We start from the raw sequence: 18,861 nt of genomic DNA, 5'->3' as shown, positions 1-18,861 counted from the left end.
TATATTCCTGAAATTTTATGGTTTGCAGTAAAGGCAGATTGTTTCTGAATATTTTTTCATTGAATACCGCTATATTATTCCGGTTAGGCCTGGTAATGATAATTCTACTCCACCTTCTATAAACGCTTCCTGTAGACGGGAGAAACATTATTTTGATGGAAACCCAATAAACTGCCAAATAAATGTTAAAAGACTTGCCCGTCAGGTGAACTTTTGGGAACCTGGCTATGGTATTATTTTTCAAATATTTATAAAAATACAGATATTGACTACGTGTACTTGTTTTTAAATGTGTCTTTAAGGTATAAACACAATAATTATAAAATTTCAAGCCTGACCGCTTATGTACATTTCTATCCGATCCGATTCTACTCCAGATGGTCAGCCAGTACATCCATTGTTAACTTCAGTCAGCATGAGCGACGAAACTTTACCTGTAGATGGACCGGATCAGGAGTGGATCATTCGCACAACCATTAAGGAATCGCCCATGCAAGGTTGCGAGTTGCTGTTCCGCAGGTATTATTCCCCTTTATGCAGCCATGCTGTTCGCATATTATATTCACAGACAATTGCGGAAGATCTGGTAGCCGATGTTTTTTGCGATTTTTGGGCAAACCGTTTGTTCGAACAAGTAAATACGTCCTATCGTGCTTATCTTTTCCGGATGGTCCGTAACCGGTCAATCAATTACTTACAGCGCGAACTACATAAGCAGCCGAGTGAAACTGTATCTGAAAACTATATAGAAAATTCTTCAGTTCATCCTGAGCAGCAGTTGTCTGTAGAAGAACTTTATCAGGCTATCGAACAAACTGTACACAGTTTACCTGCTCAGTGTAAAAAGGTTTTTTTGCTCAGCCGGTATGAAGGAAAACGCACACATGAAATTGCTGAACAGATGCAAATTTCTCCGCGTACTGTGGAAACACATATAAGCAAGGGGCTTTCTACCTTGAGATCTAATCTCACTAAAATGGGGTTTATTTCTTTTCTCCTATGGCTGATCAGTTGAAGTATTCTTGTTGAGCAGCAGTTCACAGAATCCAGTCAAAGATCAGTAACTCAGGATTTGTCAGATAGGCGATTGCTCCGGTAAATTAATTTGTCACAACAGATTTACGTGTGCATAACAAATAATGTGTCTTATAGATATAAGATCGAGAACCATAGAAATGATTATTACTAAAGAAATATTGTTTGAGTATTTTTTCGGCAGGGTTACTACTGTACAAAAAGAAGTGATTGAAGAATGGAAGAAGAAACCTGAAAACGAGGACTTCTTTTTTGCCTGTCTGGAAGAGTGGGAGAATAGTTATCCGCAGCACCGCCCTAATGAAGCGGCGGCTCTTGAAAGATATAAGAGATTTATGCTGGAAATGCCACCTCAAGCCCGGCAGCCGAACAAAATAAAAGTGCAGCCTTTAAATACTATCCAAAGAAAACCATCACAATGGTATTGGATGGCTGCCGCAGCAGTATTACTACCACTTATCTTTATGAGTTTGTGGCAGGTAGAATATTTTTATTACCAAACATATACTACCCAGTTTGGCGAAACAAAAACTATTATTCTTGCTGATCAGAGTCAGGTAGTATTAAATGCACATTCTACGCTGAAAGTGCCCCGCGATATGTTTGCCGCTGGTGCGCGTGAAGTCTGGCTCACAGGGGAAGGCTTTTTTAATATTGCCAAGCATCCCATTCATCAAAAGTTTTTAGTACATACAGATAAGTTAGATATTGAAGTATTAGGAACTAAGTTTAATGTAAGTGACCGCAGAGGAAGTGCCCGTATTGTATTAGAAGAAGGAAAAGTAAAAGTAACACCTGTTGCTGTAGATGCACCCGAAAGAGAAGAAGCATTGGTGATGCATCCTGGTGAATCAATAGAAGTAACATCTGCCCGCCGAGCGCCGGTTAAGAAATATGTAAAACCGGAACTATATACTGCCTGGCGCGAAAACAAATTAATTTTTGAACAAACGCCCCTTTTTGAAGTACTGCAAACCATAGAAGATTACTATGGGATACAGTTTGTAGTGGAAGACAGTAGCTTATCTAAAGAACAGTTCACAGGCGTATTGCCTAATAATGATCTTGGGGTTATTTTGAAATCCTTGTCACGTACATATGGTTTTACCATTTACCGTGAAGAACAAACAGTGAGGTTGCAATAAACCAGCACCCGATTTACAGAAACCAGTACTCCTTTAATTTCACCGCTTTCTAACCCTACTCAATATGAGAAAAAGTATCTACTTATGGACCTTTCTTGGCTTTTTAAATTTGTTGTTTTTTCAAGATTATTTAGTGTTTGGTCAAGCTGTAGCTTCAGTTTCACAGCCTCCTCCTCAGAATCCGCCTAAACCTTTTCAAAGCCGCTCAGTGAAAGTTGCCCTGCATGAATTAGAAAACAAATTCAAAGTGTATTTTAACTACAATGAACGGGTGCTGAAAAACAAGCAAACCGGTGTTCTGTTCTCAGAGGTATCTGACCTGGAAGAAGCTTTAAAGTTGTTGCTTGAACCGCTGCACTTAAAATATGAGAAGGTGGGGGAAAAATATTATTCCATATTTGATGAAAACCAATCAAAACCAGTAGAGGGTAACGGGAAAAAAAAGCTTTCCACTGAAAGTATGAATCCTGCTTTACCGGATGTTTTTTCAAATGGGCAGGAATCACTACAAAATAGTAAAGAGATTGCTTTTACAATAAACGGGCGGGTAACCTCTGAAACCAATGAAGGGATACCTGGCGTAAATGTGCTGCTGAAAGGTTCTACTACCGGTACCACTACTAATGTTAATGGGGAATATACGTTAGCCGTACCTGATGGAGGCGGCACCCTGGTTTTTTCTTACATTGGCTATACTACCGAAGAAGTGGCCATCAACAACCGCTCCACTATCAACATATCTCTCACCCCAGACATCAAATCTTTATCTGAAGTAGTGGTGGTGGGCTATGGCACCCAGAAGAAAAGCGACCTCACCGGCGCTATCACTTCTATTTCCGGGGAACAGCTCAAAGAAATCCCGCTTACTTCACTAGACCAGGGCTTAAGCGGCAGGGCAGCAGGTGTACAGGTTACCCAGCAGACCGGCCAGCCGGGCGGAGCTACCTCTATCCGAATCCGGGGAGCCAATTCTATTAATTCTTCCAACGAGCCGCTGTATGTAATTGATGGGTTTCCCTATTTTAATGACAATGATGCCGCCTCTGCCGGCGCTATCGGGGGTGCACCCGCACTCAACGCTATGGCCACCCTGAATCCGAGCGATATAGAATCTATAGAAATTATGAAAGATGCTTCGGCTACGGCGATTTATGGTTCCAGAGGGGCCAACGGGGTGATCCTGATCACTACCAAACGCGGAAAGGCCGGTAACAACCGGATCGAGTTTGAAACTTACCAGGGTTTTCAGCAGGTAAGCAAGCTTATTCCGGTACTCAATGCCCGTGAGTATGCCGAGTTCCGCAACGATGCCTTTGTCAATGCCCAGGGACTGAATGGCAACGGAAAACCTACCTACACACCGGAAGAAGTAGCCGCTTTTGGTGAAGGTACCAACTGGCAGAAAGAAATCTTCCGCAGAGCCCCTATCCGGAACTACCAGCTGACTTTTAGCGGCGGCAACGAAAATCTGCGTTATGCTCTGTCTGCCAATTATTTCGACCAGGAAGGCATAGTCATCAATTCTGACCTGAAAAGGTATTCGCTCCGGGCTAATGTAGATGCCCGCATCAACCCGAAACTGACGGTAGGCAATAATTTCAATCTCAGCCACATCACCTCTGATTTTGCCCGCACCGGTGGGGGCCGCAGCGGCACGGTAGGGGTACAAAGCCCTAATGCTGGAAATGTGATTCAGGATGCCCTTTTCTACAATCCAACCATTCCTGTGCGGGATGCCAATGGCAATTTTACTTCCGATAACGATTCCGATACCAGGGGCGGCGGCAGCGGAAATCAGGCTAATACCCCCAACGGCAACCCGGTAGCTTTTGCTACCCTGGCTACCCAGCAGAGCTATACCAGCCGTATCCTGGATAATTTGTTTGCTGAGTACAGCCTGCTGCCCAGCCTGAAGCTGAGGGTATCTTTAGGAGCAGATATTTTTATAAACAAAGAAAACAGCTATCTGCCCAGCAGCATTTTCCAGGGTAGTATTGCACCCAATGGATCAGCTTCGATAGGAACACTTAACAGTTATAGCTGGCTCAACGAAAATACTATTACCTACGAGAAAACTTTCAATGAGAACCATAGTATGAACATACTGGCAGGTATTACAGCCCAGAAATATTTTAACGAACGCACCATTACCCGTGGCAGGGATTTTCCTTCAGACCTCACCACGTTTAACAACCTGAGTTCGGCAGCTATTCTGGACCCGCCCAGCTCCAATTACAATTAATGGTCGTTGTTATCCTATCTTTTCCGGGCTAATTATAATTACCGGTCCAAGTTGCTGTTTACTTTTTCTTCCAGGATAGACGGCTCATCTAAATTCGGTAAAAACAGCAAATATGGTTTCTTCCCCTCAGCAGCACTGGCATATCGCCTCACGGAAGAGGAATTTATCCGCAACCTGGGGTTTATCAACGAGTTAAAGTTACGGGTTAGTGCCGGTATTACGGGCAACCAGGAAATCCCTACCTTCCAGACTTTATCGGTAATGGGTGTACGCCGCTATGCTTTCAGCAATACTGCTCCGGCTATTGGGCTGGTGCCAACCAGGGTGGGCAACCCGGATATTAAGTGGGAAACTACCAAACAAATAGATGCCGGTTTTGATGTAGAGCTGTTCAGCGGCCGGGTAGGGCTTACAGCCGATGTTTACTATAAGCAAACCAACGACCTGCTGCTGGAGGTGCGTCTGCCTTATTCATCCGGCTTTGAAACCACCTTCCAGAACATTGGCGCGGTAGAAAATAAAGGCCTGGAGCTGGCCCTGCGAACAGTAAATATAGAATCGCCGGTGCGTTGGATTACATCCTTTAACATATCTTTTAACCGAAACAAAGTACTCAATTTCGGAGAGGAAAACGAAAGATTTACTGGTACAGACTACAATTTGTTCAAAGGGCAGGCGGTAAGCATAATCCGCGTAGGCGAGCCGGTAGGTAATTTTGTAGGATGGATCAACGACGGCATCATCCGCAATGAAGAAGAACTGCAGGCGGCGCCCAAAAGCGGCAACGATTTTGTAGGCGGTCGCCGGTTTAAAGACATTAACGGCGATGGTGTGCTCAACAACGAAGACCGGGTAATTATCGGCAATGCCCTGCCCGATTTTACCGGCGGCATCCAGAATACCTTCAAGTGGAAAAATTTTGACCTCGATATCCTTTTCCAGTACAGCTATGGCAACCAGATCTACAACATGACCCAGCTTGAACTGGAATTTCTCAATGGCCGGCAAAACAACTCCACCACCGTACTGGACCGCTTTCAGCCCGGCATCAATGAAGATACCGATGTAGCCCGTGCTGGTGCTCCTTCGTACATTGACTTCCGTCAGTCGCATTCCCGCTGGATTGAAGACGGCTCCTTCCTGCGCCTGCGTAACTTGCTGATAGGCTATAACCTGCCGGTGCAGAAGTGGAGCATTAAATGGATGCAGAATGCAAGGGTATACCTCAGCGGACAAAACCTCTGGGTATGGACTAAGTACCGGGGCTATGATCCGGAAGTGAATATCAATCCGCAGAGCAATACCTTACTGGGTTTTGACTATGCTTCGTACCCGGCAGCCAGATTATACACCGCCGGCATACGGGTAGGTTTCTGATAGTTTCATTCTAAAAAAACGCAACAATGAAAACCATTAAATATACTTTATTCATAAGCCTGCTTTTACTGGGCACCGCCTGCAAAGATTTTCTGGAAGAAGATGCCCGCAGCCTCGTACCTACTGAAAGCTATTACAACAATGTAACAGAAGCCAGCAGGGCGCTGTTCGGCGTTTATTCTTCTCTTACACCCGTTTATTCCAGCCTTGGCCTGCCTCTGGCCAGCGATATGGCCGCAGATGTGTTCACGGAGGGCGCAGGAGGCGGCGGTTCCACTTTAACTTTTATGGACCGGCATACCTTTGATGCTTCCTTGGGCATACTGGCCGACCAGTACCAGGTACATTACCAGCTGATCAATAATGCCAACTCCTTGCTAGCCCAACTGGAAGGCCGGAACCTGGGAAATGACGCACAGCAGAACAGTATTACAGGAGAAGCGCTTTTCTTGAGGGCTTTGGCCTACTTCAACCTGGTGCAGGTATTCGGAGATGTTCCCCTGCGTACATCGCCTGCTACCTCTACTCAGGGGCTTTCCGTTCCACGCAGTTCGGCTGAAGAAGTATATGCACAGATCATCGCTGACTTGGAAGCAGCAGCCGGTTTGTTACCGGAAGAAGGCCTGGCCCCGGGCAGGGCAGGCCGCCTGGCCGCTTATACCTTGCTGGCCAAAGTACATTTGTCGCGGCAGGACTATTTAAAAGCTAGTCAGGCCTTGCAGCCGGTATTGGGCAAACGGCGCCTGTACGGTACGTATATAGATAACTTCAAAGTGGCCAATGAAAACAACAAAGTAGAATCCATTTTTGAAGTGCAATATGGTTTGCGGCCTGTTAACAGTGATCTGATCCAGTTCATGACACCCAACGAGGTAACCGGGCATGGCTTCGTGTATGGAGTATTCCGGGTAGAGCCTGGGCAAATAGCGGCCTATGCAGACAATGATCCGCGAAAGAGCACCATTTTCTGGAACCAGGTCAATAACCGGAATTTTGACGGATATTATGTCAGAAAGTACAATGATGCCCTTTTACCTGGTGTGCAGGCCACGGATGCCGGGCAGGTCAATTTTCCGGTATTGCGCTATGCTGATGTGCTGCTGATGCAGGCCGAGATTATCAACGGCCTCAACGGAGGTCCTACCACTGAAGCTTACCAGGCTTTGAATGCTGTAAGGCGTAGAGCATATGGCCAGCCTGTAGACCAGCCCTCTGCCTTTGATGAAGTACCCGGCCTGGGGCAGGCTGAATTTCTGGAAGCTGTATTGAGCGAACGCAGAAGGGAGTTTGTAGGCGAAGGACAGCGCTGGTTTGATTTAAAGCGCAATAATCTCCTGTATATTGTACTTGCTGATAAAGGCTTTGTAAAAGGCAAACATGAAGTATGGCCCATTCCGCAGGCAGCTATTGATGCGGAGAAAAGCCTTACCCAGAATAACGGTTATTAATTGAGGTGAAGTGCCTGCGGAGGCCGGTAAGCAATAGCTGTACTCCTCCGCAGTTTTTATGAAATATTGCCTGTGAAACATCCTTTATACAATATCTGTACATTATTTTGCTTGCTCATTTTATTCTTCTCCGGTGGGCCACCACTGCAATTGCCCGACAACCCGCCGAATATTATCCTCATTCTGGCCGACGATTTGGGGTACGAAACCATTGCCTGCAACGGCGGCACTTCTTACCGTACGCCCAACCTTGACCGGCTGGCGGCTACCGGTATGCGGTTTACCCACTGCTATGCTACACCATTGTGTACCCCCTCCCGGGTGCAACTGATGACAGGAAAATATAACTTCCGCAATTATGAAAAATTCGGCTACCTGAATCCGGAAGAAAAAACATTTGCCAACCTGTTGCAGGCTGCCGGATACAAAACTGCCATTGCCGGAAAATGGCAACTGGGAGGCGATGCCGCTACGGTAAAGAACTTTGGCTTCGATGAATTTTGCTTGTGGCAGCTTTCGGCAGGAGATTTCTGGTACCGCTATAAAGACCCGAAAATTACCACTAGTGCCGGTTACCGGCAGTATGAGGGGCAGTACGGGCCGGATATATTCACTGATTTTATCCTGCAGTTTATGGAAAGGCACCGCAACGAACGTTTTTTTGTATATTACCCTATGTGCCTGGTGCATGATCCCTTTCAGCCTACTCCTGCCACAGAAGTTTTTGGCAGGTACACGGTGCAGGGTACAGATGATACCACTTATTTCCACCCCATGGTAGCCTATATGGATAAGCTTGTAGGAAAAATTACCACCGGGCTGGAAAGGCTGAACCTGCGCGATAACACCATACTTATTTTTACCGGTGATAACGGCACGAGTCCCAAAGTATTTTCCAGGATGGGCAACCGTATTGTACAAGGCGACAAAGGCAACACCACTGAGGCCGGTACCCATGTGCCGCTGATCGTCAACTGGCCGGGAAATACCCTTAGAGGTACAGTATTGAAAGATCTGATTGATTTTACCGATTTTCTGCCTGCCATGGCAGGGGTAGCCGGGGTGCCATTGACGGCTGCCGGAACATTCGACGGGCAAAGCTTTTATGGACAGTTAACCGGAAAAAAGACCACACCCCGCAAGTGGATCTTCTGCGATTATGACCCCAAAGGACGGGATTTTACGCCGCAGCGCTATGCACAGGATCACCGCTGGAAACTGTACGCCATTGGTAAGTTTTATGACCTGCAGAATGATCGGCTGGAAAAGCATCCGCTTCCTCAGAGTAAGTTAACCAGAGATGGGCAGAGAGCTTACCGGAAACTCCAAACGGTGCTGGAAAAATATGACAACCAGTTGAACTGACAATTATTCAAATTAAATATTATACATGAAAGCAACCAGATGAAAGGTAATTTCAAAATGCTCACATTTCCACATTCCCTTATGACCGCACCAAGAAATATTTTCCTGATACTTGTTATGTTGCTTATGCATCCGGCGTTGAGCCAGCAACGGCAGCCGAATGTAGTCATTATTTTTACAGATGACCAGGGAAGCATTGATATGAACTGTTATGGAGCTACAGACCTGATTACGCCCAATATGGATGCTCTGGCCAGAAGAGGTGTGCGCTTTACGCAGTTTTATGCGGCTTCTCCGGTTTGCTCTCCCTCCCGTGCAGCCCTGCTCACAGGTAAGGTGCCCCAGCGGGCCAATGTGCCGGACCTAGTGCGGCCCGCCGACCGGCACACCGACATGCCGGCAAGGCATATTACGCTTGCTGAAATGCTCAAAGAAGCCGGTTATGCGACAGCCCTGGTAGGAAAATGGCACCTGGGCCATGCACCTGAAACCATGCCCAACGGACAAGGATTTGATTATTCGTTCGGGCACTTGGGAGGCTGCATTGACAATTACTCCCATTACTTCTACTGGAATGGCCCCAACCGGCACGATCTAGTGCGAAATGGAAAAGAAGTATGGCATCCGGGCGAGTTTTTTCCAGACATGATGGTGCGAGAGGCAAATAACTTTATAGAACAGAACCGCAATAAGCCTTTTTTCCTGTACTGGGCCATTAATACACCTCATTATCCGTTGCAGGCAGAACCCAGATGGCTCGAGCGTTATGCCCATTTGTCTTCCCCGCGTAAAGAGTATGCAGCCTTTGTATCTACTACCGATGAAAAAATAGGACAGGTGCTCGCAAAACTGGAGGAGTTGAAAATACAGGAAAATACCATCGTTATCTTTATGTCGGATCATGGCCATTCTACCGAGGAACGTACCTTTGGCGGAGGCGGCAATGCCGGGCCTTACCGGGGTGCAAAGTTCAGCTTATTTGAAGGAGGCATACGTGTGCCTGCTATCATCAGCTGGCCTGGGCAATTACCACAAAACCAGGTGCGCCATCAGATGGGGATAGGTACCGACTGGCTGCCTACGGTAGCTGAACTATGCAGTATAAAGCCTTCCGGGCAAGTTATCGACGGCAAAAGCCTGGTGAAGGTGATCCGGTCAGAGAAAGAAAAAAGTCCGCACCAAGTATTCCACTGGCAGCTCAAAGAGCAATGGGCGGTAAGGGAAGGCGACTGGAAACTGATTGGCAATCCCCGGGATACGAGTAATAAAGGAAAAATTACCGATGAAGATCAGTTTTTTCTGACAAATGTAGCCAGAGATCCTTCGGAAATGCGGAACCTTGCTGGGGAAAACCCTCAAATTGTAGAGCGTATGCGGCAATTGCATACAGTCTGGGAGAAAGAACTTAGCCAGGTGCAAGCCGGTGCAGGGAAATAAATTGAGCAGACTGCTAAGCCAGGTTTGCTTACCTTCGCTATGTTAGCATTTATTAAATGGCTCAATCATACTTTAAAATATTGCCAGGCAGATTTGATGAAAGTAATTTTAAAATATATATTTTCTTGCCTTGTACTTATTTGAAATATTTAGATAAATCTTGTCTGCCCATGTCAAACCAACAGAAAACAAGCGCAATTTTTTATAGTATTATACTGCTTTGCTGCATAGGCGCCTATCCGGTATTATCACAGCAAAAGCTTGCTGCTAAATCCTTATCCCTATCAAAAGTAAAAGGCGTCAAACCACGAAATATCATCTTCATCCTCACCGACGACCACCGCTATGATGCTTTAGGTTTACTCAAAGCACAATCTTTTATTGAGACACCTAATTTAGACCGCATGGCCAAAGAAGGAGCCTATTTGCCCAATGCTTTTGTGACCACCTCTTTGTGTTCTCCTTCCCGGGCCTCTATTCTCACCGGGCTCTATGCGCATACTCACCAGGTGGTAGACAACAACAATCCGGTATCCAAAGAGCTGGTATTTTACCCTCAGTATCTGCAGAAGGCTGGTTACGAAACGGCTATGGTAGGCAAATGGCACATGGGCGGTGAGTTTGATGACCCGCAGAGAGGGTTCGATTACTGGGTATCCTTCAAGGGACAGGGCGTATATTACCCCAATGGAAATACATTAAATATAAACGGCAAAAGTACACCTCAGAAAGGCTACATCACCGACGAGCTCACCGATTATGCCCTCGAATGGCTCAACAGCCGCAAAGGTGACAAACCTTTTATGCTTTACCTCTCCCACAAGGGCGTACATGCAGAGTTTCTGCCTGCCGGGCGGCATGCCGGAAAGTTTAAAGACCATAACTTTATGCCTCCGCTCACCATGCAGCCGGGCACGCATCAGGATGCTCCTATGTGGGTACAGAACCAGCGCAACTCCTGGCATGGGGTAGAATATCCTTACCACAGCAACCTCAATATCGGTGAGTACTACAAGCAATATGCTGAAACCCTGTATGGGGTAGATGAATCGGTGGGTAGGGTGATGGCCTACCTGCAGGAAAAAGGTCTACTGGAGTCTACATTACTTATTTACATGGGTGACAATGGCTTTCAGTTTGGGGAACATGGGCTGATCGATAAACGTACAGCTTACGAAGAATCTATGCGGGTGCCTATGCTGGCGCACTGCCCTGAACAGATAAAGCCAGGCACAGTAGTAAAAGAAGTAGTAGCCAATATTGATTTAGCCCCTACCTTGCTGGAAGCTGCCGGACTGACAGTTCCTCAGCATATGGACGGACAGAGTTTTCTGCCGTTGATGCAAGGAAAGAGAACAGTATGGCGGGAGGGTTTATTGTACGAATATTACTGGGAGCGCAACTTTCCGCATACGCCTACTATTCATGCCTTGAGAGGCGACCGCTACAAATACATTCACTACCATGGCATCTGGGATACGGATGAGCTATACGACCTGCAAACCGATTCATTGGAAACAAGAAACCTGATCCGCAGCGAAGCCCATCAGGAAATTGTCAAAGCGATGAACAAGCAATTATTTGAAAAGCTCCGCAGTACCGGTGGTATGTATATTCCTCTGTATGAAGACAAAGGCCGCCAGCAGAACCTGCGCTATGAGTATGGTACACCTGGAGCAGCCTTTCCGTCTTATCTGAAGCGGGAAGATACGGATAAGCCTCAACAAAATAAGGCTCAGCAAGCTGCCGAAGACGCAATGCAAAAGAAGAAATAGAACAGAATTGTGTATAGTAATCCTAATATGTGAGATAAGTACATAGACTCTTGTCATACATATTTCTCTTTCACATTTTGCCCATTTTCTTTATTTGCTGGAACATCGTCCGTAATGTAACTTTAATAACAATTGAAGTACCCGCTTCTGAGAGAGTATTTAATGAAGGTAGAGATTACCTGTGGCCATTTCCGCAAAAAGAGCGGGAACTTAACCCCAATCTGGTTCAAAATCTGATCTGGTAAATTGTAAACCGCTGTAAATGAAGATAAGATTATATAAGATGAGAGGTGCTTTTCCTATTCGATCAGTAGCTATACTGAGCCTCATTGCATGTGCATTAAGTGTTCTTGCTCAATCACAAGCGCAATCTCCTCCAAACATTCTGTTAATTTTGACAGATGACCAGGGTTATCATGACGTGTCCTATTACGGAACCAAAGATATCCGCACACCCAACATAGACAGGTTGGCCAAGGAGGGAATGAGGTTTGATAATTTTTATGCCAACAGTACAGTTTGCTCGCCCACACGTGCTGCCCTGCTCAGCGGCCGCTACCAGGATCAAGTAGGCGTGCCTGGTGTAATTCGTACCTATGCAAAGGATAACTGGGGATATCTCGATCCAAAAGCTATACTGCTGCCTACCATGTTAAAAAAAGCCGATTACCACACGGCTCTCATTGGTAAATGGCATCTGGGGCTAGAAGCACCTAATATACCTAATATGCACGGCTTTGAATATTTCCACGGATGGCTGGGAGACATGATGGATGATTACTGGACACACCTGCGGCATGGGATTAATTATATGCGCCTCAATGATAAAGTGATTGATCCCAAGGAACATGCTACAGATCTTTTTACCCAATGGTCGGCAGAATATATTAAAAAACAGGCAAAGGACAAGCAGCCGTTCTTCCTGTATCTGGCTTATAATGCACCTCATTTCCCGGTGCAGCCACCCAAAGAGTGGGTGCAAAAAGTAAAACAACGTGAACCGGGAATCAAAGATAAAAGGGCAGAGCTGGTAGCATTTATTGAGCATATGGATGATGGTATAGGAAAAGTAATCAATGCCTTAAAAGAAAGCGGGCAATATGAAAATACACTTATTATTTTCACCAGTGACAATGGGGGCCATTTACCAAGTATGGCTAACAATGGTCCGGTACGGGATGGCAAAGAGAGTATGTATGAAGGAGGCCTCAGGGTGCCAACCATTATTACCTGGTCAGGTAAAATAAAAGCAGGAACTGTTTCTGACCAGGTTAATTTATCTATGGATTTGTATCCTACAGTACTTGAAGTGGCCAATGTAACGTTAGACCATACTATTGAAGGTAGAAGTTTTTTGAAAACATTGCTGGGGCAATCACTCCCTGAAGAAGACCGGCCGCTTTATTTTATACGTAGAGAAGGTGGCACCAAATACGGAGGTCAATGTATTTATGCACTCCGGCAAGGCAACTGGAAATTGCTGCAAAATAGTCCTTATCAGCCTATGGAACTCTACAACCTGAAAGAGGATCCATTCGAGCAGAATAATGTAATAGCCCAGCAACCTGAGGTTTACATACAATTAAATAATTTGCTGATGATGCATATCCAGAAAAGTGGACAAGTGCCCTGGCAACAGCCTGCTACACTAACTGAAAAGGGTACTTATATTCCTAAACACTAACCAGCAGCGTATGAAATATTGCAAGCCAATTGGATGGTATTCAAACTATTATATTAGCATAACAGTCTTCTATAGTCTATTGCTTGTTTTATTGGCAAACACTGAGATGGTCGCGCAGACTAATAATGACAAACCCAACTTTGTTATCATCTTTACAGATGACCAAGGGTATGGGGATCTGGGTTGTTATGGCCATCCTACTATTAAAACGCCTAATATTGATAAAATGGCTGTAGAGGGGCAAAAATGGACAAGCTTTTATGTAGCTGCCAATGTTTGTACTCCTTCTAGAGCAGGCTTGTTAACCGGACGGTTGCCCGTTAGGAGTGGAATGTGCAGTGATACTAGACGTGTATTATTCCCTGATTCAGATGGTGGCCTTCCTGCCAGTGAAAAAACCATAGCTAAAGTATTAAAAGAAACAGGCTATAGCACGGCTGCTATTGGAAAATGGCACTTAGGACACCTGCCACAGTATTTGCCTACAAGTCATGGGTTTGATTCCTACTATGGAATCCCATATAGTAATGATATGGACCGCGTCAACTCCATAGAACCTCGCCAAGCGCTTATGAATGCTAAAATTGAATATTTTCAGGTTCCATTAATGCGGAATACGGAAGTTATAGAAAAACCTGCTGACCAGAATACCATTACCAAGCGATATACGCAGGAAGCTATAAAATTTATCTCTGAACATAAAAAGAAACCATTCTTTCTGTATCTAGCGCATTCTCTTCCACATGTTCCGCTATTTGCTTCCCAGGATTTCAGAGGAAAAAGTGAAAGGGGTTTGTATGGTGATGTGATTGAAGAGATAGATTGGAGCGTGGGGCAAATTCTTAACACATTGAAAAAGGAGGGTTTGGATAAAAATACGTATGTTATATTTACATCAGACAATGGCCCCTGGGTAATTTTTGATGAACACGGAGGAAGTGCCGGTGCTTTATTTGGCGCCAAAGGTACCAGCTATGAAGGGGGTGTGCGTGTACCAGCTATTTTCTGGTCTCCCGGCAAAATAAAGCCTGCAGTTATATCCAAAATGGGAAGTACCCTGGATCTTTTACCAACAATTAGTAAAATAGCTGGTGCAAAATTGTCTAATGACAGGATCTATGATGGCTACGACCTTTCCTCTGTATTGAATGGAGAAAATACAAGTCCCAGAAATGAAATGTTTTATTATCATGGCACCCGTATTTTTGCAGCCAGAAAAGGTGATTTCAAGCTGTATTATTACCGCAATAATCCCTTGGGTTATCCTGAAAAAGTGGAGAAGCTGGAAACTTATCAGTTGTTCAATTTGCAACACGATCCCTCTGAAAGGTTCAACATCATTGATAAACATCCTCAGGTAGTAAAAGAAATTGATGAAATAGTACGCAAACACTCCGCTACAGTAGAATGGGTTGAAAGTAAACTAGAAAAGCGCATTGTTAACAAATAAATCTTTAAGTACTGCAGCAGGCCTGTCAATTTAATTTTAGTTTTAGAAATATATGAAGGATATTAAATAAAAACTGAAAGAGATAGATGTTGAATAAAATATTTAGCCTAACCCATTTTATAAATATTTATACCTTTATAAAATTATTCTACCTGCTTTTACTAGTATACTTCATTTGGGGATGCGAAACACGGCAGACTTCCACAACAGAGCAAACAACGGATACACTAGCAACTTCTATTTCCAATGATTCCCTCTCCTGCCATAGCGGCATTCCACAACGTTTTGCAAGCAGCCACACCATAGACACACTTCCAGTACAGACAGGCGAAGCTTCCACTGCAGGTATGGTATGGATACCTGAAGGCGAATTTTTGATGGGGGCAGACAATAAACAAGCCCGTAGTGATGAATATCCTAAACACCAGGTAAAAGTGAAAGGCTTCTACATGGATACCCATGAAGTAACCAATGCGCAGTTCCGCAAGTTTGTAGAATCTACCGGCTATTTCACTACTGCCGAAAGAAAACCTGACTGGGAAGAACTAAAAAAACAATTACCTCCCGGCACACCCAAGCCGTCAGATGAGGTGTTGGTGCCCAGCTCACTGGTCTTCTCCCCACCCAATCATCCCATTCAACTCAACAATGCAAGCCAGTGGTGGCAATGGGTGGCAGGAGCTGACTGGAAGCACCCGCAAGGGCCCCAAAGTACTATTGCAGGCAAAGAAAACTATCCGGTAGTACATGTATCATGGGATGATGCTGTAGCCTATGCCAGATGGGCAGGTAAACGCCTGCCCACAGAAGCCGAATGGGAATGGGCAGCCAGAGGGGGCAACCCCAATACTATCTATCCCTGGGGCAATGAAAATATAGATCAGGGAGCAGTAAAAGCTAACTCCTGGCAGGGGCAGTTTCCCAATCAGAACATCAACCGGGATCAGTTCTACGGATTAGCTCCAGTACAATCTTTTCCGGCCAATGCCTATGGATTATATGACATGGCTGGTAATGTATGGGAGTGGTGTCAGGATTGGTATCATGTGAGCTATTACAAAACCATTGCTAAAGTCAGCACCAATCCTCAGGGACCTGAAGCCAGCTTTGATCCTGATGAGCCTACTACACCTAAGAAAGTAGTAAGAGGAGGCTCCTTTCTTTGTAATGATTCCTACTGTTCCGGCTACCGGGTAGCCGCCAGAATGAAATCAAGTCCCGATACTGGCCTTTCCCATACAGGTTTTCGCTGTGTATTGGACAAGAAATAAAATAGAACAGAGCTAAAATCAATTTGAAGTGGGGTTCCACCGTAAAAGTGGAAGGTGGGAAAAGAATATATTACACATTCTAAACCAATACAGTAATGGCAAGTAAAAAGACTGGGCTTTCGTACTTACCTTAGTATCCACTTTATCTGGAATAGGGGCTATGGTCTTCCCTTGAAAAAGTAGACGATCAGTTAAGCGCTTAATGATAGAAAATTTGTGGTTTAATGAAAAGCTATAATTATGTTTTTGAACATATGCCCAAGTTAAAAATTATGCCCCTTTCGGGTAACTCGTTTTCATAGCAACAGACATACGTTAAACAACATTCTATTCCCAAAACCCATCCGAAAGACAGGGAGCCTGACTTCTAATTATATTCTAATCTTACTCTAATCCCAGCTTAATGTTGATAGACTATATTTGTTGCTATATCAGTTCAGCGGCTATGTTTATGCATTCTATGCTTGAATTGTGTTTTAAGCAAAGCTGTTATTTAATAAGTGAATATAGGGGATTTCTAAATGCTTTTACGATGAAAACTAGTGTGCTCGAATGTGGTAAGATTATTTTAACAAAAGTGGGTTTTTGTCAGCTTTTATTCGAAAAGGAGCTAAAAAAAGCCATACACAGGTTATCAGATAAAGAGCGACTTGATTTACAGTGTACGTCGTCAGATAGAATTGGACAAGTGATGGCAAAAGGGAAGGAGCAGATTCATAGGGTTTGTACTTGTTGACGAATATAACTTTTTCTTCTTTTAATTAGGGTAAGCTGTTTAGTTTTTTCTCTTTGCTTGAGCTTTTCCTGCTTGCGATCAAAGAATACATCAGCCGGCGTTAAGTTATCTAATGACTCATGATACCGATGATGGTTGTAATAATTTACCCACTCTTCAATCCGCCTTTCTAACTCTTGTGGCAGGTAATAAAACTCCAACAGGAGTAGGTTTTTCATTGACCGATGATAGCGTTCAATTTTTCCTTGTGTCATAGGATGATGTGGAGCACATTTGATATGCTCAATATGCTGCTTATCAAAATATTCCCGCAGGTATTTTCCTACGAAAGCAGATCCATTATCGGTTAATACCTTCGGTCTTTGCTCTTCTTTTAAATGGGCTACACGCATGGCTTGCTGCAGCGTTCGTTCGGCATCCACAGCTTGCATGGTTGAGCAAAGCTGCCAAGAAAGGATGAAGCGAGAGTAATCATCCATGACAGTTGATAAATAGTACCAGCCCCAACCCTGAATTTTAAAATAGGTAAAATCTGTTTGCCACAGCTGATGAGTAGCTGTAGTTGGGTTAGCAAAGTGGTCGGCTGCTTCCATCAGCCGGTAAGCAGGCGTAGTGACTAAGCCATGCCTTTTGAGAATTCGATAGACAGTAGATTCAGACACAAACCACCTTTCCCGATCGGTGATATAGCAAGCCAGTTCCCGACAGGAAAGATCTGGCCGTTCTAAAGCGAGCATGACGATTTGTTCTTGTTCCTTGAGCGGTAGCTGATTCCAATAGCCTCTTCGTTCCACTGGCCGAGAAGCTAATCCCTCATATCCCTTAGCCAAGTATTGCTTGTACCATTGATAGAAAGTAGAGCGGGCAATAGCTAGCTCTGTCAAAGTTGCTTTTACACTTAGCTGTGATTGTTCGACAATAGTAATAATTTCCATTTTCTCTGCCTGTGTCATACGCTTATTAGGTTTGGTTATTCTTCCGCTTTCAAGCTTTTTTTTAACAAGCGATTCTCCAGACTTAGCTCAGCTACCAGCTGCTTCAAAGCTTCGTTTTCTGTTTTCATAGTCTGCACTTCCGGAGCTGTGGCCTCCCGAATCGTATCGCCTAGCAGGCGTTTCTTGCCTGCTTCTAAAAACTCTTTGCTCCAGCGGTAGTAGATGTTTGTGTTGATGCCTTCTCTGCGGCAGATTTCTGCCACTGATGACTCTCCACGTAAGCCTTCTAAAACAATGCGTATTTTTTCTTCAGCTGAGTAGTGTTTACGACTTTGGCGTTGAATGTCTTTAATTACTGACAAAACGGGCAGCTTTGGTGGAGCGACCTTAGTAGGTTCTTTGCTTGCTTGTGCAGTGGCTGGTGTAGTACTACCTTTCGTAAGGCGTTTGTTATTTTTGGACATAATCGTGGAGGTTAGGGTAAGACAATTTACTCATTTGTCTCTTCCCTTTTGCCATCACTTGTCCAATTCTATCTGACGACGTACACTGTTTGGATACTTGAGCTAATCGAATGAATGCCTCATCCCCAAACTGTTTGAAGCCTTCAATGGCATCGTCAATATATTCCAACTGCCAATTACGGTAAAATTGGTCGAAGCCTCCGTTATTGACTTCGCCGTCTAAAACTTCACTAGCCAAAATCTGCTTTTGCAGAGGATTCAAAGGCTGTCTTAAATTCACCTTCTCAGACAGAAAGTCTATTATCTGCCAATAGTATTCCTCCTCTGAGGAGCTTACCAATACCTTTTTTAGTTCGCTGATTCTCTCTTCCCCAAACTTCTGTACTTTCATATTCTTTAATAGGTGCTAATGGAACAAAAATCCTCGCAAACCAGTCCATTACGGTGAGGCTATGTGTTTGGGAAGGGCTGGTTGACGCCGGATTTAGTGTTAGCCA

At 44.6% G+C, this 18,861-nt stretch carries 12 protein-coding genes and 1 pseudogene; 10 read left to right on the top strand and 3 right to left on the bottom strand.

Translation table 11 applies throughout. The features are described from left to right. Window positions 1-343: 343 nt before the first annotated feature. The 10 genes and pseudogenes from Q0590_RS33290 to Q0590_RS33245 all read left to right on the top strand — a co-directional run bounded on the left by Q0590_RS33290 (window position 344) and on the right by Q0590_RS33245 (window position 16,229). Entirely contained in the window at window positions 344-1,015 is a 672-nt protein-coding gene (locus Q0590_RS33290; protein ID WP_302041995.1) for an RNA polymerase sigma-70 factor, read from the top strand. Between the two features lie 160 nt (window positions 1,016-1,175). Beyond that, window positions 1,176-2,180, top strand: a complete 1,005-nt coding sequence (locus tag Q0590_RS33285) for a FecR family protein (RefSeq protein ID WP_302041994.1) — start codon at window positions 1,176-1,178, stop codon at window positions 2,178-2,180. A gap of 64 nt (window positions 2,181-2,244) precedes the next feature. Beyond that, window positions 2,245-5,799 (top strand): annotated as a pseudogene (locus Q0590_RS33280) (SusC/RagA family TonB-linked outer membrane protein). 26 nt (window positions 5,800-5,825) lie between these two features. Further along, on the top strand, window positions 5,826-7,247 hold the full coding sequence (locus tag Q0590_RS33275) for a RagB/SusD family nutrient uptake outer membrane protein (protein ID WP_302041993.1): 1,422 nt from the start codon (window positions 5,826-5,828) through the stop codon (window positions 7,245-7,247). Between the two features lie 72 nt (window positions 7,248-7,319). Next, window positions 7,320-8,612, top strand: coding sequence for a sulfatase family protein (locus Q0590_RS33270; protein WP_302041992.1), 1,293 nt, complete (start codon window positions 7,320-7,322; stop codon window positions 8,610-8,612). A gap of 81 nt (window positions 8,613-8,693) precedes the next feature. After that, a complete protein-coding gene (locus tag Q0590_RS33265; protein ID WP_302041991.1) occupies window positions 8,694-10,049 on the top strand; it encodes a sulfatase-like hydrolase/transferase in 1,356 nt (451 codons plus the stop codon). Between the two features lie 170 nt (window positions 10,050-10,219). Then, window positions 10,220-11,824, top strand: a complete 1,605-nt coding sequence (locus Q0590_RS33260) for a sulfatase family protein (protein WP_302041990.1) — start codon at window positions 10,220-10,222, stop codon at window positions 11,822-11,824. A 262-nt stretch (window positions 11,825-12,086) separates the two neighbouring features. Next, the gene (locus Q0590_RS33255) at window positions 12,087-13,508 is read left to right on the top strand and encodes a sulfatase family protein (protein ID WP_302041989.1); all 1,422 of its coding nucleotides are present in this window, start codon (window positions 12,087-12,089) and stop codon (window positions 13,506-13,508) included. A gap of 106 nt (window positions 13,509-13,614) precedes the next feature. Next, the gene (locus Q0590_RS33250) at window positions 13,615-14,958 is read left to right on the top strand and encodes a sulfatase family protein (RefSeq protein WP_302041988.1); all 1,344 of its coding nucleotides are present in this window, start codon (window positions 13,615-13,617) and stop codon (window positions 14,956-14,958) included. Window positions 14,959-15,044: 86 nt separating this feature from the next. After that, window positions 15,045-16,229 (top strand): formylglycine-generating enzyme family protein, encoded by a 1,185-nt coding sequence (locus Q0590_RS33245; RefSeq protein ID WP_302041987.1) that lies wholly within the window; start codon window positions 15,045-15,047, stop codon window positions 16,227-16,229. Window positions 16,230-16,943: 714 nt separating this feature from the next. Here Q0590_RS33245 and Q0590_RS33240 read toward each other — a convergent pair. The 3 genes from Q0590_RS33240 to Q0590_RS33230 all read right to left on the bottom strand — a co-directional run. After that, a protein-coding gene (locus Q0590_RS33240) for an IS3 family transposase (RefSeq protein WP_436714354.1) occupies window positions 16,944-18,364 on the bottom strand; the annotation gives its coding sequence in 2 pieces (ribosomal slippage) (window positions 16,944-17,951 and window positions 17,954-18,364; 1,419 coding nt in all). Then, a complete protein-coding gene (locus Q0590_RS33235; RefSeq protein WP_302041986.1) occupies window positions 18,351-18,626 on the bottom strand; it encodes a DMP19 family protein in 276 nt (91 codons plus the stop codon). Before Q0590_RS33235 ends, Q0590_RS33240 begins: the two co-directional genes overlap by 14 nt. 22 nt (window positions 18,627-18,648) lie before the next feature. Continuing rightward, the coding region (locus Q0590_RS33230; RefSeq protein ID WP_302041985.1) for a hypothetical protein at window positions 18,649-18,861 on the bottom strand (213 nt) is incomplete at its 5' end.

This window comes from Rhodocytophaga aerolata, from assembly GCF_030503435.1.
Lineage (GTDB): Bacteria > Bacteroidota > Bacteroidia > Cytophagales > 172606-1 > Rhodocytophaga > Rhodocytophaga aerolata.
This window is presented reverse-complemented; position numbering and strand designations above follow the sequence as displayed.

Bases quoted from the DNA above. Each gene is read 5' to 3' on its own strand.
- Q0590_RS33285 (WP_302041994.1), top strand. From the start codon at position 1,176: ATGATTATTACTAAAGAAATATTGTTTGAGTATTTTTTCGGCAGGGTT.
- Q0590_RS33245 (WP_302041987.1), top strand. From the start codon at position 15,045: ATGTTGAATAAAATATTTAGCCTAACCCATTTTATAAATATTTATACC.
- Q0590_RS33290 (WP_302041995.1), top strand. From the start codon at position 344: ATGTACATTTCTATCCGATCCGATTCTACTCCAGATGGTCAGCCAGTA.
- Q0590_RS33260 (WP_302041990.1), top strand. From the start codon at position 10,220: ATGTCAAACCAACAGAAAACAAGCGCAATTTTTTATAGTATTATACTG.
- Q0590_RS33250 (WP_302041988.1), top strand. From the start codon at position 13,615: ATGGTCGCGCAGACTAATAATGACAAACCCAACTTTGTTATCATCTTT.
- Q0590_RS33275 (WP_302041993.1), top strand. From the start codon at position 5,826: ATGAAAACCATTAAATATACTTTATTCATAAGCCTGCTTTTACTGGGC.
- Q0590_RS33265 (WP_302041991.1), top strand. From the start codon at position 8,694: ATGACCGCACCAAGAAATATTTTCCTGATACTTGTTATGTTGCTTATG.
- Q0590_RS33255 (WP_302041989.1), top strand. From the start codon at position 12,087: ATGAAGATAAGATTATATAAGATGAGAGGTGCTTTTCCTATTCGATCA.